Source organism: Qipengyuania sp. L-5Y, assembly GCF_056859455.1.
In genome coordinates this window covers 141,869-166,641 of sequence record NZ_JBSXOM010000028.1, presented here as the reverse complement: position 1 = coordinate 166,641, position 24,773 = coordinate 141,869, and the positions used below count along the sequence as shown (strand labels likewise).

General features: G+C 62.7%; 23 protein-coding genes and 1 tRNA gene. 15 read left to right on the top strand and 9 right to left on the bottom strand.

Going from position 1 to position 24,773, the window contains the following annotated elements; all coding sequences use genetic code 11:
• Nucleotides 1-4: 4 nt before the first annotated feature.
• Nucleotides 5-2,656, bottom strand: a complete 2,652-nt coding sequence (gene pepN / locus AC13F2_RS08305; RefSeq protein ID WP_482965070.1) for an aminopeptidase N — start codon at nt 2,654-2,656, stop codon at nt 5-7.
• 204 nt (nt 2,657-2,860) lie between these two features.
• Between pepN and AC13F2_RS08300 the strand changes: the two genes are divergently transcribed.
• Nucleotides 2,861-3,646, top strand: a complete 786-nt coding sequence (locus tag AC13F2_RS08300) for a Rossmann-fold NAD(P)-binding domain-containing protein (protein ID WP_482965069.1) — start codon at nt 2,861-2,863, stop codon at nt 3,644-3,646.
• Here the strand turns inward: AC13F2_RS08300 and AC13F2_RS08295 are convergent.
• Entirely contained in the window at nt 3,630-4,574 is a 945-nt protein-coding gene (locus AC13F2_RS08295) for a DMT family transporter (protein WP_482965068.1), read from the bottom strand. The two genes, AC13F2_RS08300 and AC13F2_RS08295, sit on opposite strands and share 17 nt — an antisense overlap.
• The gene (locus tag AC13F2_RS08290; protein WP_482965067.1) at nt 4,571-5,566 is read right to left on the bottom strand and encodes a threonine aldolase family protein; all 996 of its coding nucleotides are present in this window, start codon (nt 5,564-5,566) and stop codon (nt 4,571-4,573) included. Before AC13F2_RS08290 ends, AC13F2_RS08295 begins: the two co-directional genes overlap by 4 nt.
• Nucleotides 5,567-5,620: 54 nt before the next feature.
• On the opposite strand from AC13F2_RS08290, the gene AC13F2_RS08285 reads away from it, so the two are divergent.
• Complete coding sequence (locus AC13F2_RS08285; RefSeq protein WP_482965066.1) at nt 5,621-5,917, top strand: GNAT family N-acetyltransferase; 297 nt, start codon at nt 5,621-5,623, stop codon at nt 5,915-5,917.
• Here AC13F2_RS08285 and AC13F2_RS08280 read toward each other — a convergent pair.
• The 3 genes from AC13F2_RS08280 to AC13F2_RS08270 all read right to left on the bottom strand — a co-directional run bounded on the left by AC13F2_RS08280 (nt 5,914) and on the right by AC13F2_RS08270 (nt 8,093).
• On the bottom strand, nt 5,914-7,449 hold the full coding sequence (locus AC13F2_RS08280) for a PH domain-containing protein (protein ID WP_482965065.1): 1,536 nt from the start codon (nt 7,447-7,449) through the stop codon (nt 5,914-5,916). The two genes, AC13F2_RS08285 and AC13F2_RS08280, sit on opposite strands and share 4 nt — an antisense overlap.
• A complete protein-coding gene (locus AC13F2_RS08275) occupies nt 7,446-7,913 on the bottom strand; it encodes a PH domain-containing protein (protein WP_375247084.1) in 468 nt (155 codons plus the stop codon). The genes AC13F2_RS08280 and AC13F2_RS08275 overlap by 4 nt, the downstream gene beginning before the upstream one ends.
• A 105-nt stretch (nt 7,914-8,018) precedes the next feature.
• Nucleotides 8,019-8,093: transfer RNA gene (locus tag AC13F2_RS08270), tRNA-Thr, on the bottom strand.
• A 289-nt stretch (nt 8,094-8,382) separates the two neighbouring features.
• Between AC13F2_RS08270 and gpmA the strand changes: the two genes are divergently transcribed.
• The 8 genes from gpmA (at nt 8,383) to AC13F2_RS08230 (ending at nt 16,085) form a co-directional block, all read left to right on the top strand.
• Nucleotides 8,383-9,069, top strand: coding sequence for a 2,3-diphosphoglycerate-dependent phosphoglycerate mutase (gpmA, locus tag AC13F2_RS08265; protein ID WP_482965064.1), 687 nt, complete (start codon nt 8,383-8,385; stop codon nt 9,067-9,069).
• 2 nt (nt 9,070-9,071) lie between these two features.
• Nucleotides 9,072-9,554: a 5-(carboxyamino)imidazole ribonucleotide mutase gene (purE, locus tag AC13F2_RS08260; RefSeq protein ID WP_221596900.1), complete on the top strand. Its 483-nt coding sequence runs from the start codon at nt 9,072-9,074 to the stop codon at nt 9,552-9,554.
• A complete protein-coding gene (locus AC13F2_RS08255; protein ID WP_482965063.1) occupies nt 9,554-10,609 on the top strand; it encodes a 5-(carboxyamino)imidazole ribonucleotide synthase in 1,056 nt (351 codons plus the stop codon). Before purE ends, AC13F2_RS08255 begins: the two co-directional genes overlap by 1 nt.
• Nucleotides 10,606-11,103 (top strand): dihydrofolate reductase, encoded by a 498-nt coding sequence (locus AC13F2_RS08250; protein WP_234003240.1) that lies wholly within the window; start codon nt 10,606-10,608, stop codon nt 11,101-11,103. Before AC13F2_RS08255 ends, AC13F2_RS08250 begins: the two co-directional genes overlap by 4 nt.
• Complete coding sequence (locus AC13F2_RS08245) at nt 11,100-12,032, top strand: bifunctional riboflavin kinase/FAD synthetase (RefSeq protein ID WP_482965062.1); 933 nt, start codon at nt 11,100-11,102, stop codon at nt 12,030-12,032. The genes AC13F2_RS08250 and AC13F2_RS08245 overlap by 4 nt, the downstream gene beginning before the upstream one ends.
• 152 nt (nt 12,033-12,184) lie before the next feature.
• Complete coding sequence (gene ileS, locus AC13F2_RS08240) at nt 12,185-15,130, top strand: isoleucine--tRNA ligase (protein ID WP_482965061.1); 2,946 nt, start codon at nt 12,185-12,187, stop codon at nt 15,128-15,130.
• A gap of 8 nt (nt 15,131-15,138) precedes the next feature.
• Nucleotides 15,139-15,675: a signal peptidase II gene (gene lspA / locus AC13F2_RS08235; RefSeq protein WP_301641952.1), complete on the top strand. Its 537-nt coding sequence runs from the start codon at nt 15,139-15,141 to the stop codon at nt 15,673-15,675.
• Nucleotides 15,675-16,085, top strand: coding sequence for a DUF3035 domain-containing protein (locus tag AC13F2_RS08230; protein ID WP_103024662.1), 411 nt, complete (start codon nt 15,675-15,677; stop codon nt 16,083-16,085). Before lspA ends, AC13F2_RS08230 begins: the two co-directional genes overlap by 1 nt.
• A 297-nt stretch (nt 16,086-16,382) precedes the next feature.
• Here the strand turns inward: AC13F2_RS08230 and AC13F2_RS08225 are convergent, their stop codons facing one another.
• Nucleotides 16,383-17,681, bottom strand: coding sequence for a hemolysin family protein (locus AC13F2_RS08225; RefSeq protein ID WP_221596894.1), 1,299 nt, complete (start codon nt 17,679-17,681; stop codon nt 16,383-16,385).
• 184 nt (nt 17,682-17,865) lie between these two features.
• Between AC13F2_RS08225 and AC13F2_RS08220 the strand changes: the two genes are divergently transcribed.
• Nucleotides 17,866-18,561 (top strand): YiaD family glycine zipper/OmpA-like lipoprotein, encoded by a 696-nt coding sequence (locus AC13F2_RS08220; protein ID WP_103024664.1) that lies wholly within the window; start codon nt 17,866-17,868, stop codon nt 18,559-18,561.
• A gap of 60 nt (nt 18,562-18,621) precedes the next feature.
• On the opposite strand, the gene AC13F2_RS08215 is transcribed toward AC13F2_RS08220, so the two are convergent.
• A complete protein-coding gene (locus tag AC13F2_RS08215; protein WP_103024665.1) occupies nt 18,622-19,398 on the bottom strand; it encodes a 3'(2'),5'-bisphosphate nucleotidase CysQ in 777 nt (258 codons plus the stop codon).
• Nucleotides 19,399-19,514: 116 nt separating this feature from the next.
• On the opposite strand from AC13F2_RS08215, the gene sucC reads away from it, so the two are divergent.
• From sucC to AC13F2_RS08195, 4 genes are all read left to right on the top strand, one after another.
• Nucleotides 19,515-20,714 carry an ADP-forming succinate--CoA ligase subunit beta gene (gene sucC / locus AC13F2_RS08210; RefSeq protein WP_103024666.1) on the top strand — a complete coding sequence of 400 codons (1,200 nt, stop codon included), beginning with the start codon at nt 19,515-19,517 and terminating at the stop codon, nt 20,712-20,714.
• A 198-nt stretch (nt 20,715-20,912) separates the two neighbouring features.
• A complete protein-coding gene (locus AC13F2_RS08205) occupies nt 20,913-21,659 on the top strand; it encodes an electron transfer flavoprotein subunit beta/FixA family protein (RefSeq protein ID WP_482965060.1) in 747 nt (248 codons plus the stop codon).
• Between the two features lie 27 nt (nt 21,660-21,686).
• Nucleotides 21,687-22,616, top strand: a complete 930-nt coding sequence (locus AC13F2_RS08200; RefSeq protein WP_103024668.1) for an electron transfer flavoprotein subunit alpha/FixB family protein — start codon at nt 21,687-21,689, stop codon at nt 22,614-22,616.
• A gap of 141 nt (nt 22,617-22,757) precedes the next feature.
• Complete coding sequence (locus tag AC13F2_RS08195) at nt 22,758-23,564, top strand: energy transducer TonB (protein WP_482965059.1); 807 nt, start codon at nt 22,758-22,760, stop codon at nt 23,562-23,564.
• Here AC13F2_RS08195 and AC13F2_RS08190 read toward each other — a convergent pair.
• Nucleotides 23,561-24,769: a DUF445 domain-containing protein gene (locus AC13F2_RS08190; RefSeq protein ID WP_482965058.1), complete on the bottom strand. Its 1,209-nt coding sequence runs from the start codon at nt 24,767-24,769 to the stop codon at nt 23,561-23,563. The genes AC13F2_RS08195 and AC13F2_RS08190 overlap by 4 nt on opposite strands.
• Nucleotides 24,770-24,773 lie beyond the last annotated feature (4 nt).

The following is a 24,773-nucleotide window of genomic DNA, read 5'->3' as shown; positions in this document are numbered from 1 at the left end:
GCGATCATCCCAGCGAACGCGTGACCTGTTCGAACGTGTCGCGCGAGAGTTTTGGCGCAGCAGCAACTCTTTCGAGCGCGTCGCGCATCAACTTCGCGCGCCCTTCTTCGATCCGGCGCCAGCGCCCCAGGGACGGAATAAAGCGGGCTGCCGTCTGCGCATTGATCGGATCGAGTTCCAGAACGAGGTCAGCGATCATGTCATAGCCCTCGCCATCCGCCGCGTGAAATGCGGAAGGATTTGCCGCGAAGGCCATATAGAGCGAGCGCACTCTGTTGGGGTTCTTCAACGTGAAGTCCGGGTGAGCGCGCAGAGCTTTCACATGATCGATGGCGTGCGGATGAAGCGAACTGGCCTGCAACGCGAACCATTTATCGATGACCAGCGCATTGCCTGCGTAGCGATTGTAAAAATCTTGCAGCTTGTCGGTGCGTTCCGGGCTGTCCAAGCCGGCAAGGACCATCAAAGCGCCCTGACGATCGGTCATATTGTCCGAATGGTCGTACTGATAGGCAGCGAGTTCGGCTGCCTTTGCGGGATCGCTGGCAGCGGCATAGCTTAGCACCAGCGTCTTGACCTTTCGCGCGCCCTTGGCGTCTGCATCCAGCGAAAACGGCAGGCCTTCGACCCGATCGTAAAGAGCGTGGAACTGTGACGCCAACCGATCACCGAGATCGGCCTTCAGCGCCTCCCGCTCGGCATGAATTCGGCCAGGATCGGCAACCAGCATCTGCTCTGCGATATAGGCCTGGCTTGGCATCGACATCAGTTCGCCGCGCATGAGGTCTTCGAGGCGATCGTCTTCAATCACCGATTTCATTGCCTGCGCTATGTCGCCGCGCGCCGCCTTGCAGCCAGTATCGTCAAGATCGCCCGTCACTGCGCCGACGAGATAGCCGGTCATGAGTTCCTGCATCGCTTCATACCGGGCGAACGGATCGTCGTCCTGCGCAGCCAGAAACACGAGATCATCCCGAGATACGTCGCGCTCGATCGAAACCGGGGCTGAAAATGTCCGATTGATCGAAAGCACCGGCTTCTGCGCAAAGCCACCGAACGTGAAAATTGCGCTGTCCTGATCGAGAACGACGAGTTCTTCGCCCGTGTTCTCACCCGACTGACGGTCGAACAGCGCGACCTTCAGGGGAATCGGCATCGGTTTCTTGTCGGGCTGACCGGGAGTGGCAGGAATGGTTTGCGAAAGCCTCAGCGTCGCGCTGTTGCCCGCATGCTCGAGCTGCACCCTTACCTTCGGCGTGCCCGCCTGCGAATACCAGCGGCGGAACTGGGTCAGGTCCATGCCGGTGCCATCTTCGATGGATTTGACGAAATCCTCGCATGTCGCGGCTTCGCCATCGTGGCGATCGAAATAGAGGTCGGTCCCGCGGCGGAACCGCTCTTCGCCAGCCATGGTCCGCATCATGCGAATGACTTCGGCGCCCTTGTTGTAGATGGTCGCCGTGTAGAAGTTGCTTATCTCGCGATAGGAATCGGGCCGGATCGGATGCGCGAGAGGGCCGGAATCCTCGGGGAACTGTACGCCGCGCAATACGCGGACATCCTCGATGCGCTTGACCGGCGCACTGCCCATATCCTGGCTGAACAACTGGTCGCGTAGGACGGTGAAGCCTTCCTTGAGGCTCAGCTGGAACCAGTCGCGGCAGGTGATTCGGTTTCCCGACCAGTTGTGGAAGTACTCGTGGCCGATCACACCCTCGATCCCGTCGTAATCGCCGTCGGTGGCGGTGTCGGGATCGGCGAGGACATACTTCGTATTGAAGATATTGAGCCCTTTGTTCTCCATCGCCCCCATGTTGAAGTCCGAAACCGCGACGATATTGAACAGATCGAGATCGTATTCGCGCCCGAACGTCTCCTCGTCCCATTTCATGGATCGCTTCAGGCTCTCCATCGCATGCTCGGTCCGATCGAGATCTCCGTCGCGGACCCAGACGTTCAGTTCCACCTTGCGGCCGCTGGCAGTCGTGAAACTGTCTGTCCGAGCGACGAGGTCGCCGGCCACCAGGGCGAAGAGATAGGAAGGCTTGGGCCAGGGATCGTGCCATTCCGCCCAGTGCGTGTCGCCTTCTTCGCCAGTGTCGGAACGGTTGCCGTTGCACAGCAGTACAGGGAACTGCGCTTTCGGCCCGCTCATTCGCACAGTGTAGGTGCTGAGCACATCCGGGCGATCCGGGAAGAATGTGATGCGGCGAAAGCCTTCCGCCTCGCACTGGGTGCAAAGCATGCCATTGGAAGCGTACAGCCCCATCAGTTGCGAATTGTCGGACGGGTCCAGTTCGGTGACGATTTCGAGTGTATGCCGCTCGCCTTCCAGCGTGACGACGAGATCGTCGCCGTCCATCATATGCCCTGCGCAATCGCCTCCATCGCAAGTGATCGACACGAGTTCAAGACTATCGCCGTTCAGGCGAATTGTCGGGGAAGCGTCGGCATCCGGATTGCGTTCGACATCAAGCCTGGCGACCACACGCGTTTTATCGAGGCCCAGATCGAACTCCATCCTGATCGTCGGGATCAACCAGGCAAAAGGCGTGTAATCTGAGCGCTTTATTTCGGGCGGCGCCTTGGGTTCAAACGCTGCATCGGCCATTTCGGGGTTGCCGTCGGGCGAAGCGGGAGTGCGCGCAATATCCATGAATGTCCTGTCGTTTTTCCGGGCGAAAATGCTCTGTCACCCAATGCAACGCCCGTCGAGGCCTTGCGTTCAATCGGCAGGTCGCAGGTTCTGTCCGATTGACAGCAACGACCTGCTCCCGCACCGAACGCGTCCGATGCTGAACTCGATTGCCACCTTCCTTCGCGCTTTCGAAGGCCCTGTACGCGGCCAACCCGGCAGCGAATGAGCAGGCTGCTCATCTTCGGTCTCGGCTATACCGCATCCCGCATTGCGCGCATCATGGAAGCGCGTGGCTGGCACGTCGATGCGACGGGAGGCGCGGGCAATGTCAGTTTCGATGATTCGCACGCAGTGACTGCAGCCCTCGCTCGGGCAACCCACATCCTGAGTTCCGTTCCGCCGTCCGGTGATAGCGATCCGGTGCTGGATGCCTATGGCCATGCCTTGCGTGGAAAGTCGCTCTTTTACCTCTCCTCTACCGGCGTTTACGGCGATGCCGGCGGCGCTTGGGTCGACGAAGCTTCTCCAACCGGAACTGGGCGGCGAACTGCCCGGGCGCATTGCGATGCGCGGTGGCTCGAAATGGAGGCGCGGGTGTTCCGCCTGCCGGGCATCTATGGTCCCGGGCGCAGCGCGCTTGACCGGGTGGCAGAGGGCAAAGGACACCGGATCGACCTGCCGGACCAAGTCTTCAGCCGGGTCCACGTGGACGATATCGTTTCAGGGGTGGTAGCTGCTTTCGAAAGCGAGGCCCCGCCGGGAGCCTATAATCTCGCGGACGATCTGCCGACCAGCCAGAACGCAGTGATCGAAGAGGCTGCGCGGCTTCTGGACGTGCCACCTCCGCCGTTACAGACGATGGAGGAGGCCGACCTTTCGCCGATGGCGCGCGGTTTCTACGCCGAAAATCGCCGTGTGGCCAACGGCAAGGCGAAGCGGTTGCTCGGCTGGACCCCGCGCTATCCAACGTATCGCGAAGGTCTGGCCGCGATCAGGGCTCAGGCGTAGCACGGCGCGGCGGCGGACTTGCCCGCCCACGCATGGCGATCACCATTCCCGATAGCGTAATGACGGCCCCGGCTGCCGGCAGCGGTCCCCACACGAACCCTTCGAACAGGGTCGAAAGGACCATGGCCACTACCGGTACGATTACCGAACTGTAGGCCGCCTGACCGGCCCCGATTTTGCGAACCAGGCCATAATACAGCGGGAAAGTCACCACCGAACCGGCAAGCCCGAGATACAGGATACCGAGCGAGTATGAGGTGCGTGTATCGAATTGCGGCGGCCCCGACGTTGCCCATGCAAACACGCTGTTGATCACCACGCCAATGGCCATCGACCACGCCAAGAGGGTGAGAAAGGGCTGCTTCTTCGCGCCCTCCATTGCCTGCGTGATATTGGCAGCGCTGGCCGAAAGAATGCCGCAAACCGTCAGCCCGGCACCGAGCAGCACTTCGCTCAAGGTCGCAGGCGACGACTGCCATTCATGGGCGAAAAGCAGCGCGACACCTATTGCCGCGATCGCCGAGCCGACAATGAACGGCCCGGTGATCTGCTGGCCCAGAAAAACGCGCCCGAAGATCGCATTGGGAACGACCAGCAGGGCGAACATGACTGCCACGAGACCCGAAGTGATATAGCTTTCGGCATTGTAAACGAAGGCGAAATTGAGCGTGAACTGGAACAGGCCCAACAAACAGGCCCAGCGCATGCCACCCGGCGCGAGAGACAGTCTTTCCCGTCGGATTGCAGCCAGGGCGAACATGCCGAGGGCCGCCACGATGAAGCGATAGGAGATCGACCAGCTCGCCGGGACGCTGGCGATCTGGTCGCGTATCACCAGCCAGGTCCCGCCCCAGATCACGCTGACAAGCAGAAATGCGGCGAAATTACGGGGCGTAAACAGGCTTTCGCCCTCTACAGGCGTACTCATAGCTGGGCGAGCGCCTTTGCCAGAGCGGACGCGTCTTCTTCAGGCGTATTCCATGCCGTAACGAAGCGGGCAGCATCGTCGCCCCAGTCGTAAAAGCCGAAACCCTTTTCGCGCAGCGCCTGGCGTTCGTCTGCAGTGCAGCGCACGAACAATTCGTTCGCTTCCACTGCATGCATCAATCGCTCCTCGCAACCAGCGGCGATTTCCTGAGCCGCAGCATTGGCATGGCGCGCGTTGGTCAGCCAGATATCGCCGTCCAGCATGGCGTGAAGCTGCGCGGCAAGAAACCGGCCCTTGGATTGCAAGTGCCCGGCACGCTTGCGGCGGTAACGGGCCACATCGGCAAGAGCGGCGTCAAAGAACACGATTGCCTCAGCCCCGAGACCGCCGTTCTTGATGAATCCGAAGCTCAATGCGTCGACATCTCCTGCTGCTTCAGCCGGAGTGGATTCAAGAAAGGCAACGGCATTGGCAAAACGGGCGCCATCCATATGGATTGCGAGTTTGCGCTCTCGCGCCAGCGCCACGATGGCTGCAACCTCTTCGGGCCGATAGGTCCTGCCATATTCGCTGGCTTGAGTGATAGAGATGGCGTGCGGTTGAACCTGGTGCACATCGTCGCGGATCGGGTCGACGACGGCGCGGATCGCATCGGGCGTCAACTTGGCGCCATCGCCCTTCGCCAGCAGCAGCTTTGCGCCGTGAAGATAGAAGCCTGGCGCGCCCCCTTCGTCCATTTCGATATGGGCTTCTTCGTGGCAGACGATTCCCCCATGCGGTTGAACCATGGTTGCCAGGGCAAGACAGTTGGCTGCCGTCCCCGTAGCTACCCACAGAACCGCACATGGCTTGCCGAACAGGTCGGAAAATCTCTGGTCGAGAGCATTGCTCAGACCATCCCCGTCATAAGGCGAATCGGGTGCGTCCGCCGCCTTCAGGGCATCCCAGATGGCCGGGTGAACCGAGGCGGCATTATCGGATAGGAACTGCATCGGAACGCCCATAACCACCGGCGCATTGCTTGCACAGGAAGGAATAACGGAACGATGGAAACTTCACCGATTGCTATACGCAAAGAGGATAACGAAACGAGCGGTCAGTATGTCGCAAGCGACGGCGATGGTACGCACGCAGGCAAACTGACATGGACTCTGCGCAATGGCGCGCGTGATGCGGAGCACACCATCGTCGCGCCGGACATGCGCGGGAAGGGTATTGCCGCAAAACTGGTGGATGCCCTTATAGACGACGCACGCGACAAAGGCTTCAAGATCATCCCGAGCTGTTCCTATGTCGCCGCACAATTTGACCGCCATCCCGAATGGGAAGACTTGCGCGCCTAGGCAGATTGCGAACCGGCTTCCACAACCTCGGAAAAATCCTGCTCGCCCATGCTTGAAAGAACCGCGTCGCGGATGCGCATTGCGTCCGCCAACGCGATACCCCGCATTCGCAGGTGTCCCCCGGCAAGCCCGAACCTGATGTCGGCATAGCCCCGCACGCGCGCCAAGGGATTACGGACGATTTCGACCGATTGCAGCTTTTCGCGCGATGCAATGGCCATGCTGGGCGCGAACCAGCCGTGCCGGGTATATAACTGGCGTTGCCCCAGCGCATGCCGATCCCAGCGCCAGCGCATATATTCGTGCAGGGCAAACCATCCGCCTCCGGCTATTATCGGCAGCAAGGCGAGATATGCATTGCCAGATACGAACAGCGCGGCGGCAATTGCGATCATCAGGAAGAATCCCATGAGAAAGCCGTCGATCCGATAGCGCCGGGATGAGCGATGCCACTCGATTTCCGCGCCCGGCAGTTCGAACCCGGTTTCGGCCACTACCGGGGAAATTTCTTTCAGCCGGGCAAAAGGCACCGCTTCGTGATTGGCCGACCCGCTATCGCTGGCGAGACTGACGAGCTTCAGGGAATGCCAGCCGAACCACCGCCTGACCAATCCCGTGCTGAGCCGCAGCGCCTGCACCCGGTGCACCGGCATGACGAGATCGGTGCGCGTCAGCAGCCCGCGCCTGCGCCGCAAACCCTTGTCGGTTCGCTCCAGCCGGAAGCCCCATTCGCGAAGGACCGTTCGGACCACTCCCGTTGCGACACCGATGAAGATCAGCGAACCCACGGCGATCACACCCCCGACAAGCTGGGCAAGCACTCCGAGGCCAGCCAGCCATTGGCCGGGTCCGGCTATCTGTTCGCGCCACGAGCGCCAGTCCCAGACTTCGAACGGCAGCAGGAAATCGAGTTGTTGCGCGGCCCCCGCGACGACCGCGACGACGGCAAGGGAAAATTCGAACAGGCCGAAAGTGAGCACGCGCCCCGGCCCCATTTCATAGAGCAGTCGGGAATCCGGCTCGGGCGCGATGTCGGTGTGGATATTCTGCTCGGGTAGCGAACTGCCATCGCGCCGGGACCGGACGAGCTCCCGCAGGCGCTCGCCCTCGACCTCCGGCAGATAGGCAAGTTTCAGGTCGTCGCCCCCGCCCGCCCCGGTCTCGAATTTTACCTCGACGAGCCCGAACAGCCGCGGCACGAACTTCTGTTCAATGCTGACATCCTGAATTCGCTCATACGGTACCGACCGCGCCTCGCGCGACAGAACCCCGCTTTCCACCCGGATGTCGTCTGCTCCGACCGTATAGGTGAAGCGCGCCCAACGCAGATAGGCGAAGAATATGTTCGCCCCGACCGCCAGCACGACAAGGGGGAGGAAATATAGCAAGGCATCGCCGAAATCGCCTTTGTCCAGAATGGTGAAACCGCCGACGACGAGTGGCAGGACAAGCTGGGAAAGCATGGCGACAGCCCGCACGGCAAACGTGCGCGGGTCTGTTCTGCGGGGCGTGTCCTCCAACGGTTCGGTCACCGCGTGTCGCGCCTAATTGCCGCGCGGATATCTTCGCGCATGGCTGTCGCATCTGCATGGCGCAGGCCGGGAAGCGATACGGAGGCGTTGTGCGTGCCCGCCGTGTGGACGGTCAGAGTAGCCAGGCCGTAAGCGCGTTCCAGCGGCCCCTGCCCCACATCGATGTGCTGGACGCGGCCGAACGGCACGACCGTATCGGCACGGAAGAAAACGCCGCGCACCACCCGCAGTCTTTCCTGCGCCAGTGAATATCCGCGCGCATTGTAACGCCTCAACGGCACACGGACGAGCGCATAGGTGGCGACGAGCAAAGCCGGGATCCAAACCGCCCCGGTCCAGCCCGGGATTGCGAATTCCGCAATGGTGGCGGCCACCAGCAATACAACCCCCACGATCGCGAACTGCAGGCGCAGCATCGATTTGTAAGCAGGGTCGAGCGGGGTCAGATCGTCGGCTTCATCCATACCGTGCTAGCTAGGCAATACAGCGCGCCGATACAATCGGCTTTCGCATCGCGCCGGCATCCCTGCGGGCGGGGCGAACACTGGACATTCCATTTTCCGGGAAAATGGTGCTGCTGGGGAGGATTGAACTCCCGGCCTCACCCTTACCAAGGGTGCGCTCTACCACTGAGCTACAGCAGCACATGTCGCCGCGAGAAAGGCTCGCGGGGTGGAGGCGCGCGCTATTGGCAGACGCGGAGCATAAGTCAACCTTCGCTTGAGCCCGGAGGCAAAATTGGCGAAGGCTTTCTGCATGGCCAGTGAGAAAAACAAATCGAGCCGTGAGGAACGCCTCGCCGCAAAACTTCGCGAGAACCTGCGACGCAGGAAAGCGCAGGGGCGCGAAATCAGCGAATCGGACCAGACAAGCCTTCCCAATGAAGAAACAGAGCGCTAACGCGCACTGCTCCTAGGGGAAACCGGAGTAATCATGTCGAAACTGATCCTCGTTCGCCACGGACAGAGCGAGTGGAACCTCGCCAACCGTTTCACCGGCTGGTGGGATGTCGACCTGACCGAAAAAGGTGAAGCCGAAGCGCGTGAAGCCGGCGAATTGATGAACGCCAAGGGCGTCCTGCCCACCACGGCTTTCACCAGCCTTCAGAAGCGGGCGATCAAGACGCTCAACATCGCACTGGAAGCCTGCGACCGTCTGTGGATCCCGGTGACGCGCGACTGGCACCTGAACGAGCGCCACTATGGCGGTCTTACCGGGCTCGACAAACAGCAGACGCGCGAAAAGCACGGCGATGAACAGGTCCACGTCTGGCGCCGCAGTTTCGACGTCCCCCCGCCGGAAATGGAAGCCGGCAGCGAATTCGATCTTGCCGAGGATCCGCGCTATGCCGGGATCGACGTACCGCGCACCGAAAGCCTCAAGCTGACGATCGAACGCGTCCTGCCTTATTGGGAAGAAGCCATTCTGCCGCTGCTGGGCAAAGGCGAGACGGTCATCATCTCCGCCCACGGCAATTCCCTGCGCGCGCTGGTCAAGCACCTGTCCGCCATCTCGGATGACGAGATTACCGGGCTCGAAATCCCGACCGGTCAGCCGATCGTCTACGAGTTCGAGGGCACGAAGGTGTCGGGCGAACGCTACTACCTCAAGGATTCGTAAGGATGGGCGCCAAAGTTGCCATCGTCATGGGTAGCCAGTCCGACTGGGAAACCATGACCTGCGCCGCAGAGGTGCTCGACGAGCTCGGCGTGGAAAGCGACGTGCGCATCGTATCCGCGCATCGCACGCCCGACCGGATGTACGATTTTGCCAAGGGTGCGGCGGACGCGGGTTTCGAAGTCATCATCGCCGGCGCCGGCGGTGCGGCCCACCTTCCCGGCATGATCGCCGCGCTCACCCATATTCCCGTGCTCGGCGTGCCGGTGCAGTCCAAGGCGCTTTCGGGGCAGGACAGCCTGCTGTCGATCGTCCAGATGCCGGCCGGGGTTCCCGTGGGGACGCTGGCCATCGGCAAGGCAGGGGCGACCAATGCAGGGCTGCTCGCCGCGGCCATTCTTGCCAATCACGACGCCGCCGTGTCGCAGCGCCTGCAGGACTGGCGCGCGGCCCGCAGTGCGGCCGTGACCGAGCGTCCCGTCGGTTGATGCTGAAGCGCGGCAGCACGATCGGGATATTGGGTGGCGGCCAGCTTGGCCGGATGATGGCGGTCAGCGCGGCCCAGCTGGGCTATCGCTGCATCGCTTACGCGCCCGAGGGCGACAATGTCGTCAGCGACGTGTGCGACGACATCTTCACCAACAAATGGGACGATGCAGCCGCAGTCGCTGCCTTCGCTGCGCAATGCGATGCCGTGACCTGGGAATTCGAGAACGTGCCCGTCGCCACGGCGGCGTCTATCCCCGAAGACCGGATATTCCCGCATCCGCGCGCGCTCGAAACCGCGCAGGACCGGCTGAACGAGAAGCGCTTCGTCGAAGGGCTCGGCGGCCGACCGGCGGCGTATGCCCGCATCGATTCGCGCGCCGATCTGGAAGCCGCGATCGACACTCTGGGCGCACCGGGCATTCTCAAGACGCGGCGCGATGGATATGACGGCAAGGGCCAGTGGCGCATCGGTTCGGACCGCGATGCCCAAGGTCTGAACCTGCCGGACATGCCCTTGATTTACGAAGCTTTCGTCGAATTCGAGGCCGAGTTTTCGGTTATCCTGGTCCGCGGGCAGGACGGGGAAATCCGCTTCTGGGATTCGACGCGCAATTCGCATGATCACGGCATCCTTGCGACGTCCTCCCTGCCCGCTGGCGAAGCGATCGCGGCACAGGTCGACAGGGCGCGGGAGCTGGCGCGGCAGGTGGCCGACGCGCTGCGCTATGTAGGCGTGCTGACGCTGGAATTTTTCGCCACGCGGGACGGGCCGGTGTTCAACGAGATGGCCCCGCGGGTCCATAATTCGGGGCACTGGACGATCGAGGGCGCGGCCACGAGCCAGTTCGAAAATCACATCCGCGCTGTAGCCGGACTGCCGCTTGGCAGCACAGCCACGGTCGCCCGGTCGGTGACCATGACGAACATCATCGGGCGCGATATTCTCGAAACCGAAGAATGGCTTAGCCAGCCCGACACGCATCTGCACGACTATGGCAAGGCCGAGGTTCGCGAGGGGCGCAAGATGGGCCATGTAACGAAGCTGGAACGGTGAATCTGTTCCTGATCTATGCCCGCGCGGCCAATGGCTGCATCGGTCGGGACGGGGCGTTGCCGTGGCATCTGCCGGCCGATCTGAAGCGGTTCAAGGCGCTGACAATGGGCAAGCCGATGATCATGGGACGCAAGACTTTCGAGAGCCTTCCGGGCCTGTTGCCGGGTCGCAGGCACATCGTGCTGACCCGCCGAGAGCGCTGGGATTCGACCGGCGCCGAACTGGCGAGGGATGTCAATCAAGCGTTTGATCTGGCGTCGAACACTGCCGAACAGGCGGCAGTGATCGGCGGCGCGGCGATTTTCGACGTCTTCATGCCGCTGGCGGATCGGATCGAGCTGACCGACATCCATGCCGATTTCGAAGGCGACACCTTCATGCCCGCCCCCGGACCCGAATGGCGCGAGATCGCCCGCGAGGACCACGCTGCCGAAGGCGATGCGCCCGCCTACAGCTTCGTCACGCTGGAACGGGCGCGGGAGTATGCCGCGTGAGGTTCCTCGACCACCGCGAGCCACTGCCCGAAAGCCTGCGCGGCGCGATTGTGGCGCTGGGCAATTTCGACGGTTTCCACCTGGGCCACCAGGCCGTGGCGGGCGAGGCGATCCGCTGGGCGCGCGAGGAAGGCCGCCCGGCCATCATCGCCACTTTCGATCCGCATCCCGTGCGCCATTTCCAGCCCGATGCCCCGCCCTTCCGGCTGACGACGCTGGAACAGCGGCAGGAGCTGTACCTCGCTGCCGGGGCGACCGCGATGCTGGTGTTCCATTTCGACGGCGAGCTGGCCGGAACTACCGCAGAGGATTTCGTGCAGCGCCTGCTGGGCGACCATCTGGGCGTGGCAGGCGTGGTGACGGGCGAGGATTTCACCTTCGGCAAGGCGCGCGGCGGCAATTTCGACAGGCTGGTCAGCCTTGGCAAAGAGGTCGGGATCGAGGCGCGCGCGGTGCCGCCCGTGCTGGATGGCGGCGAAGCCGTATCGTCGAGCCGCGTGCGCAATGCCCTGCGCGACGGCGATCCGCAGGAAGCGGCCCGGCTGCTGACCCGGCCCTTCGCCATTCGCGGCGTGGTGCAGCATGGCGACAAGCGCGGGCGCGAGATCGGCTATCCCACGGCGAACCTGCCGGTGGAACATTACCTGCGCCCGAAATACGGCATTTACGCCGTGACCGGGCGCATCCTGTCGACCGGGCAGGAGCTGAAGGGCGCGGCCAATATCGGCGTGCGGCCTCAGTTCGATCCGCCCAAGGAACTGCTTGAGCCCTATTTCTTCGATTTTTCGGGCGATCTCTACGGGCAGGAGATCGAAGTCGCGTTTCACCACTTCCTGCGCGGCGAGGCAAAGTTCGACAGTCTCGACGCGCTGGTGGCGCAGATGGACAGGGATTGCGACGAAGCGCGGCGGCTGCTGGCGCAGCTTTAGCGATTCGTCATTCGCGCGCAGGCTGCAATCCAGCCGGGAAATGCCGTGGCCCGCGCCGGATCCCTGCCTGCGCGGGGATGACGGTAAGAGGCGGGCGGGCAGGCCACTCCGCACTTTCCTACACGGCTGCTTTGCCCTAACGGCCAGCACCTATGTCCGAAAAGCGCGATTACCGAGATACCGTCTTCCTGCCGAAGACCGATTTCCCCATGAAGGCCGGCCTCCCCCAGAAGGAGCCGGGCATTGCCGCACGCTGGGAATCGGACGGACTGTATCAGCAGCTGCGCGATGCACGCGCCGACCGCGAGAAGTTCATCTTCCACGATGGTCCGCCCTACGCCAATGGCGACATGCATATCGGCCACGCGCTGAACCATACGTTGAAGGACATGGTCTGCCGCACGCAGAACCTGTTGGGCAAGAATGCGCCCTATGTTCCGGGTTGGGACTGCCACGGCCTGCCGATCGAGTGGAAGGTCGAGGAACAGTACCGCAAGAAGAAGCTGGACAAGAAAGCGGTCCCGGCGAAGGAATTCCGCGCCGAATGCCGCGCCTATGCGCAGCACTGGGTCGATGTGCAGCGCGAACAGCTGAAGCGGCTGGGCATCATGGCGGACTGGGACAATCCCTATCTGACCATGCAGTTCGACAGCGAGGCGACCATCGTGGCCGAGCTGACGAAGTTCGCAGAAGCGGGCAATCTCTATCGCGGTTCGAAGCCGGTGATGTGGAGCCCGGTCGAAGAAACCGCGCTGGCCGAAGCCGAGGTCGAATACGAGGACATCACCAGCACGCAGATCGATGTCGCGTTCGAGATCACCGAGAGCCCGATCGAAGAACTGGTCGGCGCGCATGCGGTAATCTGGACGACCACGCCGTGGACGATCCCGGTGAACCAGGCTTTGGCCTATGGGCCGGACATTGAATACGCGCTTATCAGCTGGCCGAACGCCAAATATCTGGTGGCCCGCGAACTCGCTACTGAGTTTATCACTCGCATAACCACCGTTCCGAGTGGACAACCGTCCGAACCATGGCCCGACGCCGATAAGTGGGATGAGAATCTCCAGATATTCAAAGGCTCCGACCTCGCCGGAACGGTCGCGCGCCATCCGATGCACCATCTTGGCGGGTTCTACGCCAAGCCCCGCCCATTCCTGCCGGGCGATTTCGTTACCACCGACAGCGGTACGGGTCTGGTCCATATGTCGCCCGATCACGGCGAGGACGATTTCCTGCTGTGTCGCAAGCACGGCATCGAGCCGGTGTTCGCCGTCATGGCCGACGGGCGTTATCGCGACGACTGGGAATGGCTGGGCGCAGGCGATGTGGATGCGGACGGCAAGGAACGCCGCCGCAGCGTCATCAACAAGCCGTTCAATTCGCCCGAAGGCCCGATCTGTTCGGACCTGCGCGAAGCCGGTGGGCTGCTGTCCGCCAGCGACGACTACCAGCATTCCTATCCGCATAGCTGGCGCAGCAAGGCCAAGGTCATCTATCGCTGCACGCCGCAATGGTTCGTGCCGATGGACAAGCCGCTTGGCGCGCCCGAAGTGCCTGTCCTTCGACAGGCTCAGGACGAGCGGGGCGGGGAACAGGTCGCAGATACACCATCCGCTCAGCCTGAGCCTGTCGAAGGCCACGCGCTGCCCTCGACCCTGCGCGAGCGCGCGCTGAAGGCCATCGCCGACACGCGCTTCGTTCCCGAAAAGGGCCGCAACCGCATCGGTTCGATGGTCGAAGGCCGCCCCGACTGGGTGCTGTCCCGCCAGCGCGCCTGGGGCGTGCCGATCACGCTGTTCGTGAAGAACGGCACGGGCGAATATCTGCAGGATGCAGACGTGAACGCCCGCGTGATCGCCGCGGTGCGCGAAGAAGGCGTCGATGCCTGGGATGAGGCGCGCAAGGCCGAATTCCTCGGTTCCGCGCACAATCCCGACGATTACGAAATGGTCACCGACATTCTCGACGTCTGGTTCGATTCGGGCTGCACCCATGCCTTCGTCCTCGAATCGGGACGCTGGCCGGACATGCAGTGGCCCGCCGACCTCTATCTGGAAGGCAGCGACCAGCATCGCGGCTGGTTCCAGTCGAGCCTGCTGGAAAGCTGCGCGACGCGTGGCCGCGCGCCCTTCGACCAGATCCTGACCCATGGGTTCACCATGGCCAGCGACGGGCGCAAGATGTCCAAGAGCCTTGGCAATACCATCGACCCGCTGAAGGTGATGGAACAGTATGGCGCCGACATTATCCGCCTGTGGGCGCTGAGCGTCGATTTCACCGAGGATCACCGCATCGGCGATGAAATCCTCAAGGGCGTGGGCGACCAGTATCGCAAACTGCGCAATACCTTCCGCTATCTGCTGGGCGCGCTCGACGGTTTCGTGGGCGACATGGGCGATGCCGGGGAAATCCCCGAGCTGGAACGCTATGTCCTGGCCCTGCTGGCCGATCTGGACGGCAAGCTGCGCAAGGCCGTCGAGGATTACGACTTCAACGCCTATACCCGCCTGCTGGTCGATTTCTGCAACGAAGACCTGTCGGCCTTCTATTTCGATATCCGCAAGGACAGCCTTTATTGCGACGGGCCGGATTCGGTGCGCCGCAACGCCTATCGCACCGTGCTGGACATATTGTTCCACGCACTGGTCCGCTATGCCGCGCCGGTGCTGGTGTTTACGGCGGAAGAGGTGTGGGGCACGCGCTATCCGGATGGCGGCAGCGTCCACCTGCTGGAATGGCCTGCTGTGCCGGGCGTCACCGCGGACGGGGCGAAGTGGGACAAGCTGCGCGCCTTGCGCGAGGACGTGATGGAAGCGATCGAACCGCTGCGGCGCGAGAAGGTCATCCGGTCCGGCCTGGAGGCCGATGTAATCGTTCCCGCCGACGCTGTGCCGGAAGGTTTCAGCGACGATGATCTGGCCGAACTGTTCATCACCGCGTCAGTGACGCGTAGCGATAGCGCGGATGTGACGGTCACACGGACATCCGAAAACAAATGCGGGCGCTGCTGGCGCCTGCTTCCTTCCGTGACGGAAGACGGCGATCTATGCGACCGCTGCGAGCCCGTCGTCGCCCAACTGGATGCCGCCCGATGAACCCGATCATGAAGAACCGCATCATCGGCTGCGTGACGGCACTGGCCATCTTCGTGGTGGACCAGCTGACCAAGAATTACGTCACCAAGGGGCTGGGCATCGACCGTGTCGGCGATGCGATGGAAATCCTGCCCTTCTTCGACCTGCGCTTTACCCGCAATTTCGGCGTGTCGCTGGGCATGTTCGAAGCGACCAGCCCGGAAATGCGCTGGGGCCTGGTGCTGGTAACCGCGCTGATCGCCCTGGTGGTGACGGTATGGATGATGCGCGAGAAGCTGCTGGCGGATATCCTGGCACTGTCGCTGATCCTTGGCGGGGCGCTGGGCAATATCAAGGATCGCTACGATCTCGGCTATGTCGTCGATTTCGCCGATCTGCATTTCGGGGAATTCCGCCCCTTCCTCATTTTCAACGTAGCCGATGCGGCTATCACCATCGGTGTCGTCATCGTCCTTGCGCGTGCCTTCTTCATGGGCGACAAGGACAAGGCGGAGGTCGATGGCCTCATGAACAGCAAGGCGGCCGATGCCGCGGAGAGCAAGTGATGATCAAATTCGCCCGAATCGCCCTGATGGCCGGCCTCGGCGCCATGACCGCAGCCTGCGGCAGCGGGGGCCTTCTCGACCGCAACCGGCCCGATGAATTCGCCGTGCAGCGCCAGGCGCCGCTGGTGGTTCCGCCCGATTTCAACCTGCAGCCGCCCCAGCCCGGCGCCCCGCGCCCGAGCGAAGGCAGCGCCGCTGCGCAGACGCTGGACGTGTTGTTCGGCGGTCCGCAGGCCCGTAGCGGCGTGGAAACCAGCATGCTGGAACGCGCCGGTGCCGCCGAACCCGGCATTCGCAGCGCTGTGGGCGACCCGCAGACCGCGACCGTCGCCAAGGGCGCAGTGACCCGCGACATCATCGCCGCCCCCGAAGGCGACGGTGCAACCGCAAGCGCGGTGATACCGGGCTGAAGCCCGGGTTTCGTTCAGCCTCATGCGCCGGCGTCCGCGTGTGCGGCCTTAGGCTGTCCTCGCTCACACGCCCTTCGGGCGCATCGCTGCGGGCGGCCAGTCGGCCTTGCCTCGCCTGCGGCTCGGACACTTTCGCCATTCGTATGGTGTGCGCCAGATCCGGGCCGGTGAAGGTCCGGCAGGGGCGACCGCCCGCCCGCAGCGGGTGCAGCTTGCTGCACGTCTAGCGAGGACGAACCCGCGCAGGCCGGTTCGCAAATTAGAGAATCTCAAAATCCGCTGGCCTGGCGAAGGTCGTCAGCCCGCCTCGCGGCTCACCAGCAGCTTGTCGATCCGGCGACCGTCCATGTCGACCACTTCGAAACGCCAGCCCTGATCGGTGAAATAGTCGCCTTCGCCGGGCAGGCGCTTGAGCACATGCAGCGCGTAGCCCGCCGCCGTGCCGAATTCGCGATCGTCGCCATATTCGAGGCCCAGCCGGTCGGCCAGCACATCGGCCGAGAGCGAGCCGGAGACCAGCAGGCTGCCGTCTTCCCGCTCGACCACGCCGGGCCCTTCGGCACCGTCCTGATCGCTGAGGAAATTGCCGACCAGCGCGGTGAGCAGATCGACCGGAGTGACGATGCCGTCGAGATGGCCGTATTCGTCATGCACCATGGCCATCGCTATTTCGGCCTGCTGCAGCACGCGCAGCGCATCGACCGCATCGAGCTGATCGGGCACGACCTCGGTCTTGACCATCAGGGCGCGCAGATCGATCGGTTCCTTGGCGATCAGGCGCGTCAGGATATCGCGCACCTTGACTACGCCCAGCACCCTGTCGGCCGAGCCTTCCGCCACGGGCATGAGCGAATGCGGGCTGGTGTCGATCGCCGCGCGAATGGCCGCCGCGTCCGCATCGGCATCGATCCAGTCGACTTCGGTACGCGGGGTCATCAGCTCGCGTACTGGACGCTGGGCGAGGCGTACGACGCCCTGCAGCATCTGGTGCTGTTCGCTTTCGATCACCCCGCTGCGGGTGGCTTCGGCAAAGAGCATGTGCAGTTCTTCCGCCGTGACCGAGCTTTGCCCCGAGGGACGCACGCCGAGCAGGCGAATCAGCACGCCCGAGGACGCATCGAGCAGCCACACGAGCGGCGCCGCCACGCGCGCCAGGATCGCCATGGGCCGCGCCATGACCAGCGAGATGGGCACCGCCGCGCGCAGCGCGATCTGCTTGGGCACGAGCTCGCCGATGACCAGCGTGGCATAGGTGGTGATGGCGATGACAGACGCGAAGCCGATTTCCGCCGCATACTGCTGGGGCACGCCCAGCATGGCGAGCCGTTCGCCCGTCGGCCCGCCCAGGCTGGCGCCCGAATAGGCACCCGAAATGATCCCGACCAGCGTGATGCCGATCTGCACGGTCGACAGGAACTTGCCCGGATCGGATGCCAGGGAGATGGCCGTGGCGGCGCCCTTGCTCCCTTTGGAGGCGGCCTGCTGGAGGCGCGATGTCTTGGCCGACACGATGGCAAGCTCGCTCATGGCGAAGACGCCGTTGAGCACGATCAGCCCGATGATGATCAGCAGGTCTGTCCAGGGAAAGGGTGTCACGCGGCAACGGCTAGCACAAAAGTGCGCCGCTGCCAGCGCCCCGCGTGAAACTTATCTGACATGGCTGTGGAACGGCAGGGGCGTTGAAAGGTTTGAGGAACAGCGACGCGGGTGGGCGCGTCCGGTACCACTCGCCCGGAGCCGCCCCAAGGGTCGGATGCCGCGCAGAAAAGGGGAAGAATAGATGAAGAACTCACGCATTCTCACAGCAAGCCTTGCAGCCGTTTCGCTGCTGACCGTCTCGGCCTGTGTCACCGATCCGAACACCGGCGAACGCAAGGTCTCGCGCACCGTACTCGGCGGCGCCGGCGGCGCTGTTGCAGGCGGCCTGCTCGGCGGTCTCATCGGCGGCAAGACCGGCCGCATCATCGGCGCCGCAGCAGGCGGCATCGGTGGTGGCGTCATCGGCTACAAGATGGACCAGCAGATCAAGGAACTGGAAGAACAGACCGCCGGCACCGGCGTCGACGTTTCCGAAACCGATGGCGGCGAAGCCATTCTCGTCAACCTGCCAGACGGCGTGACATTCTCGACCGGCAGCTACACCATTTCGCCGGGCTTCCGCGATCTGCTCGACCGCGTGGCCGGCAGCCTGCGCCAGTATCCCAACAGCCTGATTGACGTATACGGTCACACCGACACGACCGGCTCGGCCACCACGAACCAGCGCCTGTCGGAACAGCGCGCACAGGCCGTGGCCAACTACCTGATCTCCCAGGGCGTCAGCTCTTCGCGCGTGCGCTGGATGGGCTTCGGCGAAACCCGCCTCAAGGTCTCGACCGGCGACAATGTGAACGAACCGCTGAACCGGCGCGTCGAAATCAAGATCGTTCCGTTCGATCAGCGGGACATCGAAGCCGCACAATCGCAGGGAATGTAATACTCCACAGCCCTTCGAGCTGTCGCAACCAACTGGGGCCGGTTTACGCCGGCCCCTTTTTCATTGTGCAGCCGCGACGCGTGTTGCGATCCGTGCCACCGCGGCGGCGTGGATGCCGGGGGCGCTGGCGAGTATGCCGAAGGCGCGGGGATCGCGCTTGTTATAGTCGAGCTTCTTCCCGAACGCATCGCTGACCGCCGCCCCTGCTTCGCGCGCGATCAGGCCCGCTGCGGCGATATCCCATTCGAAACCCCACCGCACCGTCGCCACGAGGTCCGCTTCGTCTGCAGCGACCATCGCGATGCGCAAGGCAATGGAGTTGGGTTGATCGACCGTCACCAGATCGGCATCGGCTTTCGGCAAGACATGCGCGGGCACCCGCGAGCCGGCGAATTCCTGACGCGTGCTGGCCACAAGCCTGTCGCCGTTGCGATAGGCGCCCTGCCCCGCCACCGCCTGCCAGGTTTCCTTGCGCGCGGGGGCGCACAAGGTGCCGATGAGCGGCCGCCCGCCACTGATCAGGGCAACGGAAACCGCCCAGCCGGTACGGCCGCGGATGAAATCGCGCGTCCCGTCGACCGGATCGACCAGCCAGATGAGATCATTGTCCAGCCGCGCTGGATCGTCGGCGGTTTCTTCCGACAGCCAGCCTGCCGACGGCAGCAGCGCCCCCAGTTCCCGCTTGAGAAAGGCGTCCACTGCGAGATCGGCTTCGCACACCGGATCGCCGGGCTTTTTCTCCCACGCATTCAGATCGTTCCCCGCCCCCGGCCAGAGGTCGTAGGCGATCCTTCCTGCTTCGGAGACGATGGATTCGAGGCGCTGACTATCGATCATGAAAGAATGCCTGCTGCCTGCACCCGAAAGCGGGCCTTTTCAAGCGCGTCCAGACATGCTTAGGGCCCTCGCAACTCACTTTCCCCAACGCATGACGCGAAGGACGACGCTCCACCATGAACATCCACGAATACCAGGCCAAGGAACTGCTCGCGAAATACGGCATCGGCATCCCTGCAGGGCATGCCGCGCTGACGGTCGAAGAGGCCGTGGAGGGTGCGAAGAAGCTGCCCGGACCGCTTTACGTCGTGAAGGCACAGATTCACGCCGGCGGCCGCGGCAAGGGCAAGTTCACCGAACTGGGTCCCGATGCGAAAGGCGGCGTACGCCTGTCTAAGAGCATCGAAGACGTGGAAGCCAATGCCAAGGAAATGCTCGGCAATACGCTGGTGACCGTACAGACGGGTGAGGCCGGCAAGCAGGTCAACCGCCTCTACGTGACCGACGGCGTCGACATTGCCAGCGAATACTATCTGTCGATGCTGGTCGACCGCGCTACCGGCCGCGTTGCCATGATCGTATCGACCGAAGGCGGCATGGACATCGAAGAGGTTGCCCATTCGACGCCCGAGAAGATCACCACCATCACCATCGATCCGGCACAGGGCTTCATGCCGCATCACGGCCGGGCAATGGCCTTCGCGCTCAAGCTGACGGGCGATCTGAACAAGCAGGCGCAGAAGCTGGCGAAGCAGCTGTACACCGCCTTCATGGATCTCGATTGCGAAATGCTCGAGATCAACCCGCTCGTCGAAACCGAAGACGGCAACCTTCTGGTGCTCGACACCAAAATGAGCTTCGACGGCAACGCGCTGTTCCGCCACAAGGACGTGGAAGCGCTGCGCGATGTGACCGAGGAAGATCCCGCCGAAGTCGAAGCGAGCGAATACGACCTCGCTTACATCAAGCTTGACGGCAACATCGGCTGCATGGTGAACGGCGCGGGCCTTGCCATGGCGACGATGGACATCATCAAGCTGAACGGCGCTTTCCCGGCCAACTTCCTCGACGTCGGCGGCGGCGCCACCACCGAGAAGGTGACGGCGGCATTCAAGATCATCCTGAAAGATCCTGCGGTCGAGGGCATCCTCGTCAACATCTTCGGCGGCATCATGAAATGCGATGTGATTGCCAACGGCATCGTGCAGGCAGCCAAGGACGTGAACCTTTCCGTGCCCCTCGTCGTACGCCTGGAAGGCACCAATGTCGAAGAAGGCAAAGCCATCCTCGACAATTCTGGCCTCGCCATCGTCAGCGCCGACGATCTGGGCGACGCGGCGAAGAAGATCGTTGCCGAGGTCAAGAAGGCCGCATGATCGCCCGGCACAGATGATTTGCAGCTTTTGAAAGGCGGGCCCCGGAAACGCGGCCCGCCTTTCTATTTCTGGCGCCAGGGAACACTCGTTCGCGGCCAGCCTTATCTAAGCGAAAGCCCGTCGAACGCTCACTTGACGTTTACGTAAACGCAAGTTAGGCGGGCGCCACAGTTTCCAGTCGAGAGGAAGGCAGAACCCATGAAAATCCTCGTCCCCGTCAAGCGGGTGATCGATTACAACGTCAAACCGCGCGTCAAGGCCGACGGTTCGGGGGTCGATCTTGCGAACGTCAAGATGAGCATGAACCCCTTCGATGAAATCGCCGTCGAAGAGGCGATCCGCCTGAAAGAAGCGGGCAAGGCCGAAGAGATCATCGCCGTCAGCATCGGCCCGGCAAAGGCGCAGGAAACGCTGCGCACCGCGCTGGCCATGGGCGCCGACCGCGCCATTCTGGTGCAGACCGATGACGAAGTCGAACCGCTCGCCGTTGCCAAGATCCTCAAGGCCATCGCGGACGAGGAACAGCCGGGCATCGTGATGCTGGGCAAGCAGGCGATCGACGACGATTCGAACCAGACCGGCCAGATGCTCGCGGCCCTGATGGGCCGTCCGCAGGGCACCTTCGCCAACACGGTCGAAGTCGACGGCGACAGCGTTACCGTGAAGCGCGAAGTGGATGGCGGCCTGCAGACGGTCAAGCTGACCATGCCGGCAATCGTCACCACCGACCTGCGCCTGAACGAGCCGCGCTACGCGTCGCTCCCCAATATCATGAAGGCGAAGCAGAAGCCGCTCGATACCAAGGCTCCGGTCGATTACGGTGTCGACACCGCACCGCGCCTCAAGACCACCAACGTCTCCGAACCGCCGGTTCGCCAGGCAGGCGAAAAGGTCGAGGACGTCGACGCGCTGGTCGCCAAGATCAAAGCCCTCGGCATTGCATAAGCCAGACAGACGAGAAGGAAGACAGATATGAAAACCCTCGTTTGGGTCGAACACGACAACAAGAGCCTCGCCGATGCGACGCTCGCCGCCGTAACCGCTGCCGGCAAGCTGGGTGAAGTCCACCTGCTGGTCGCAGGCTCGGGCTGCCGCGCGGTCGCCGACGAAGCCGCCAAGATCGAAGGCGTGGGCAAGGTCCATCTCGCAGACGATGCGGCCTACGAGCATGCGCTGCCGGAAAACGTTGCCCCGCTGGTGGCCGATCTGATGGGCCATCACGATGCGTTCGTGGCGCCTGCAACAACCACGGGCAAGAACATCGCCCCGCGTGTCGCCGCGCTGCTCGACGTGATGCAGATTTCTGACATCCTTTCGGTCGAAGGCGACAAGACCTTCACCCGCCCGATCTATGCCGGGAACGCGATCGCGACCGTCGAATCGTCCGACGAGAAGCTGGTGATCACCGTGCGCGGTACGGCCTTCGAAAAGGCCGCTGCCGAAGGCGGCTCGGCAAGTGTCGAAGAGGTTTCGGGGCCTACCGATGCCGGTCTTTCGACTTTCGTCAGCGAAGAAATCGCCGAAAGCGATCGTCCCGAACTGACGAGTGCCAAGGTCATCGTGTCGGGCGGCCGTGCGCTGAAGGATTCCGAAACCTTCGAACAGATCATCACCCCGCTCGCCGACAAGCTCGGTGCCGGGATCGGTGCCAGCCGCGCAGCCGTCGATGCGGGCTACGTTCCGAACGATTACCAAGTCGGTCAGACCGGCAAGATCGTCGCACCGGAAGTCTATATCGCCATCGGTATTTCAGGCGCGATCCAGCACCTTGCAGGCATGAAGGATTCCAAGACCATCATCGCCATCAACAAGGACGAGGACGCCCCGATCTTCCAGGTCGCGGACATCGGCCTGGTGGCCGACCTGTTCAAGGCGGTGCCGGAGCTTACTGAAAAGCTCTGATTGAATTGACATAATGTTTATGTACCCTCCCGCAGCGCATTGTTGCGGGAGGGTTTTTTGTTTCATCATGTTTCGAGGTTATCCATCTTTCTGGCCGTGGTCGCCACATCCCAACCTGTTCTTGCAAGCGCTCCGGATAGTATGGTCCTCGAACCATCGTCGCAGTGGCAACTCGATTACGGGGATACCCGCTGCCGGATCGGCCGGATTTTCGGTGAAGGCGAAACTGAGACGGCACTTTATCTGGAGCAGGTGGAGCCTTCTGAAAGCCTCCATTGGATCGTCGGGGGCGGGATAGTCACCCGCCTCGGATCGAAGTTCACAACCCAGTTCGGACCTGGTTTCGATCCTTACATCACCCGATCGGACATTGGTTTAACAATATCAGGTTTCGGGGATGCCGTTCGCGGGACCGGATTTGAAGATTCCGAATCGAACGCCGAATCCGACGAGGAAGAGCCAATCGGTCTACCACATCTGGATCCTAACGAAGGGGCTTCGGTTGAATGGGTGAGACTGTCTCGGGGCAATCGGAGCTATCAGCTTAAATTAGGCAATCTCAAGCCCGTATACGAAGCAATGAATACCTGCATGGTCAACTTGGTCACCTATTGGGGCGGCGATCCAGAATTGCTTCGCAAGCGAAAAACTGCACCCATCCTGACAAACTTGAACCTTGTTGCGATGCAAATCCAGCGCCACTATCCCTCGCAGGCACTTTCGAGAGGCGCACAGGCAGATTTGCTAATTCGCGCGATGGTCGAAGCCGACGGCACGGTAAGCAAATGCCATATTACAAGCCTGACGCAGGCAGACTTGTTCGATACCGAGGCGTGCCGTGTCATGCTTAAGGATGCGAAGTTCGAACCTGCGACAGACATGGATGGGCGCGCGATGGCATCTTACGCAATTCAACGAGTGCTCTACCGAATGAGTTCTAACCGTTAGAATATCGCCTCGAGTGTATGGATCGTCACGCCGACTAATCCGCCCACCATCGTACCGTTTATGCGGATGAACTGGAGGTCGCGCCCCACGGCGCCCTCTACCCGATCGGTGATCGTCCGGGCGTCCCAGCGGCGAACGGTTTCCGATACCAGCCGCACGATCTGGTCGCCATAACGGGTGGCGACACCGACCGCGGTACGGCGGGCGAAGCGGTTGACCTGGCGTTGCAGCCGCGCATCGTCGCGCAGAGCGGCGCCCAGTTCGCCCAGCGTCTCACCGAGATAACCGCCGCCCGGTCCATTGGAATTGCGGATCGACGTGATCAGATTGGCCCGCAGCCTTTCCCACACACCCTGCCACCATTCGCCGATGGCCGGATTGTCGAGCAGTTCGTTCTTCATGCGCTCCACACGCTCCCGCATCTCCGGATCTTCGCGCAGGCCCCTGGCGAGCTCGTGCAGGCCTTCCTCCACCTTGCTGCGGAGAGGATGCTCGGGATCGACCAGAACCTCCGCCAGCAGCTTGTAGAGCCCGTCGAGCACCGAATTGGCGAGCCGCTCGTCGAGGCCGGTGAACCGCAGTACGGCGTTGGCGCGCTTGTGCACCATGTCGCGCACCATCGTTTCGTTGTCTTCGAGTACCAGGCCGGCCCAGCGGATGATCTTGTCGATCAGCGGCTTGTGGCGCCCGTCGGCGATCATCGCGTCGAGCATGCCGCCCAGTAACGGCGCCACTTCGAGCTTGCCGAGCTGGGTCTTTATCCCGCTGCGGACCTGTGTGCCGAGCCGTTCCGGATCGAGCGATTCGAGTACTTCGACGGCAAGTTCCCCCGCCCCCGAACGGATACGCGAATCCTTCATCGCGCCGGGATCTGCCAGGTAACTGCCGACGGCGTGGGCCAGGTTCATCGAGCCCATCCGCCGGCCGACAACGGCTGGCGTCAGAAAGTTTTCGCGCAGGAAGCCTGCCATCGTGTCGGCGATGCGGTCCTTGTTCTCCGGAATGATCGCCGTATGCGGTATCGGCAGGCCGAGAGGGCGGCGAAACAGCGCGGTCACGGCGAACCAGTCGGCAAGGCCGCCGACCATGGCCGCTTCGGCAAAGGCGTGGAGATAGCCCCAGGCCGGATGCGCCTCGAGAAAGCGACCGGACCAAAGGAACAGCGCGGCCATCAGCACGATGAGCCCGGTTGCCGTGCGCCGCATGGTG

Bases quoted from the DNA above. Each gene is read 5' to 3' on its own strand.
- pepN (WP_482965070.1), bottom strand. From the start codon at position 2,656: ATGGATATTGCGCGCACTCCCGCTTCGCCCGACGGCAACCCCGAAATG.
- AC13F2_RS08300 (WP_482965069.1), top strand. From the start codon at position 2,861: ATGAGCAGGCTGCTCATCTTCGGTCTCGGCTATACCGCATCCCGCATT.
- AC13F2_RS08295 (WP_482965068.1), bottom strand. From the start codon at position 4,574: ATGAGTACGCCTGTAGAGGGCGAAAGCCTGTTTACGCCCCGTAATTTC.
- AC13F2_RS08290 (WP_482965067.1), bottom strand. From the start codon at position 5,566: ATGCAGTTCCTATCCGATAATGCCGCCTCGGTTCACCCGGCCATCTGG.
- AC13F2_RS08285 (WP_482965066.1), top strand. From the start codon at position 5,621: ATGGAAACTTCACCGATTGCTATACGCAAAGAGGATAACGAAACGAGC.
- AC13F2_RS08275 (WP_375247084.1), bottom strand. From the start codon at position 7,913: ATGGATGAAGCCGACGATCTGACCCCGCTCGACCCTGCTTACAAATCG.
- gpmA (WP_482965064.1), top strand. From the start codon at position 8,383: ATGTCGAAACTGATCCTCGTTCGCCACGGACAGAGCGAGTGGAACCTC.
- purE (WP_221596900.1), top strand. From the start codon at position 9,072: ATGGGCGCCAAAGTTGCCATCGTCATGGGTAGCCAGTCCGACTGGGAA.
- AC13F2_RS08255 (WP_482965063.1), top strand. From the start codon at position 9,554: ATGCTGAAGCGCGGCAGCACGATCGGGATATTGGGTGGCGGCCAGCTT.
- ileS (WP_482965061.1), top strand. From the start codon at position 12,185: ATGTCCGAAAAGCGCGATTACCGAGATACCGTCTTCCTGCCGAAGACC.
- lspA (WP_301641952.1), top strand. From the start codon at position 15,139: ATGAAGAACCGCATCATCGGCTGCGTGACGGCACTGGCCATCTTCGTG.
- AC13F2_RS08230 (WP_103024662.1), top strand. From the start codon at position 15,675: ATGATCAAATTCGCCCGAATCGCCCTGATGGCCGGCCTCGGCGCCATG.
- AC13F2_RS08220 (WP_103024664.1), top strand. From the start codon at position 17,866: ATGAAGAACTCACGCATTCTCACAGCAAGCCTTGCAGCCGTTTCGCTG.
- AC13F2_RS08215 (WP_103024665.1), bottom strand. From the start codon at position 19,398: ATGATCGATAGTCAGCGCCTCGAATCCATCGTCTCCGAAGCAGGAAGG.
- sucC (WP_103024666.1), top strand. From the start codon at position 19,515: ATGAACATCCACGAATACCAGGCCAAGGAACTGCTCGCGAAATACGGC.
- AC13F2_RS08205 (WP_482965060.1), top strand. From the start codon at position 20,913: ATGAAAATCCTCGTCCCCGTCAAGCGGGTGATCGATTACAACGTCAAA.
- AC13F2_RS08200 (WP_103024668.1), top strand. From the start codon at position 21,687: ATGAAAACCCTCGTTTGGGTCGAACACGACAACAAGAGCCTCGCCGAT.
- AC13F2_RS08195 (WP_482965059.1), top strand. From the start codon at position 22,758: ATGGTCCTCGAACCATCGTCGCAGTGGCAACTCGATTACGGGGATACC.
- AC13F2_RS08190 (WP_482965058.1), bottom strand. From the start codon at position 24,769: ATGCGGCGCACGGCAACCGGGCTCATCGTGCTGATGGCCGCGCTGTTC.